The organism is Paenarthrobacter sp. PPS72 (assembly GCF_048537125.1).
Lineage (GTDB): Bacteria > Actinomycetota > Actinomycetes > Actinomycetales > Micrococcaceae > Arthrobacter > Arthrobacter nitroguajacolicus_E.
The window spans coordinates 1-933 of sequence record NZ_JBLYIE010000098.1 but is presented as its reverse complement, the minus strand read 5'-3'; the positions used below and the strand labels follow the sequence as shown (position 1 = coordinate 933).

Sequence of the window (933 nt, the reverse complement as noted above, 5' to 3'; positions counted from 1 at the left end):
CAAAACAAAAACCCCCCCCCCCAGATCAGTATCAATGTCTCGTGGGCTCGGAAGATGTGTATAAGAGACAGCCAATGAATCTGGAGTGGATATCCAGCATCATGTAGCAGTCGAAATACTTGCCTTTGACCGGGCCGGCGAGCTTGGTGATATCCCACGTGAACACCTGGCCTGGAGCCGTGGCGACCAGTTCAGGAACGGTCCGGGGCGGGTGTTTGGCCAGCCGGCGGCGTTCCTTGACCTGCTTGTTTTCCTCCAGCACCCGGTAAAAAGTCGACAGGGACCCCAGATAGATTCCATGGTCCAGCAGCTTCGTATAGACCTGCATCGGCGCCAGGTCCACGAACTCCGGCGAGTTCAGGGCCGCCAGGATCCCGGCCCGCTCGGCGGCGCTGAGTTTGTTCTGCGGCACCACAGGCATTTGGTCCCGCGGTGGCGTCCGTTTCCGATTCGCGGTCGTCCGGGAAATACCGGTCAACGATGCTGCCTTCCGCGTGGGGATTTTCAGTTCAAGCATCGACCGGTAGGTGGCCATCAGCGTTTCTTGGACCGGGGCTCGTCCGGCATATCCTCTGAGGCGTTCTCTAAGAACGCCTGTAGTTTTCCCATCAGGTCCAAGGCTGCCTCGGTCTTCTTCAGCCGGCTCTCACTCACCTCTAACTGGCGGCGCAAGCGCGCGTTCTCGGCTTGATCTGCCGAGAGTTTCCCGTTCGATTCTCCGGCCTTCTTCCCGGCCAGGACGCCGGCGTCACGCAGACGGCGCCATTCGGTCATCTGCGAGGAGTACAGCCCTTCCCGGCGCAGGAACGCGCCGCCCTCATTGCTCTCACACGCGCTCTCGTATGCCGTCAAGAACTCGAGCTTCTGAGCCGGGGTAAACGACCGGCGCGGCCTCGGCCCACCGGCCCGCGGACCGGAAGAACTACTACTTTC

1 pseudogene is annotated in these 933 nt (G+C 61.0%); it reads right to left on the bottom strand.

From position 1 onward, the window contains the following. Window positions 1-73: 73 nt before the first annotated feature. A pseudogene (locus ACLRGI_RS23245) lies at window positions 74-933 on the bottom strand (transposase); the annotation flags it as partial.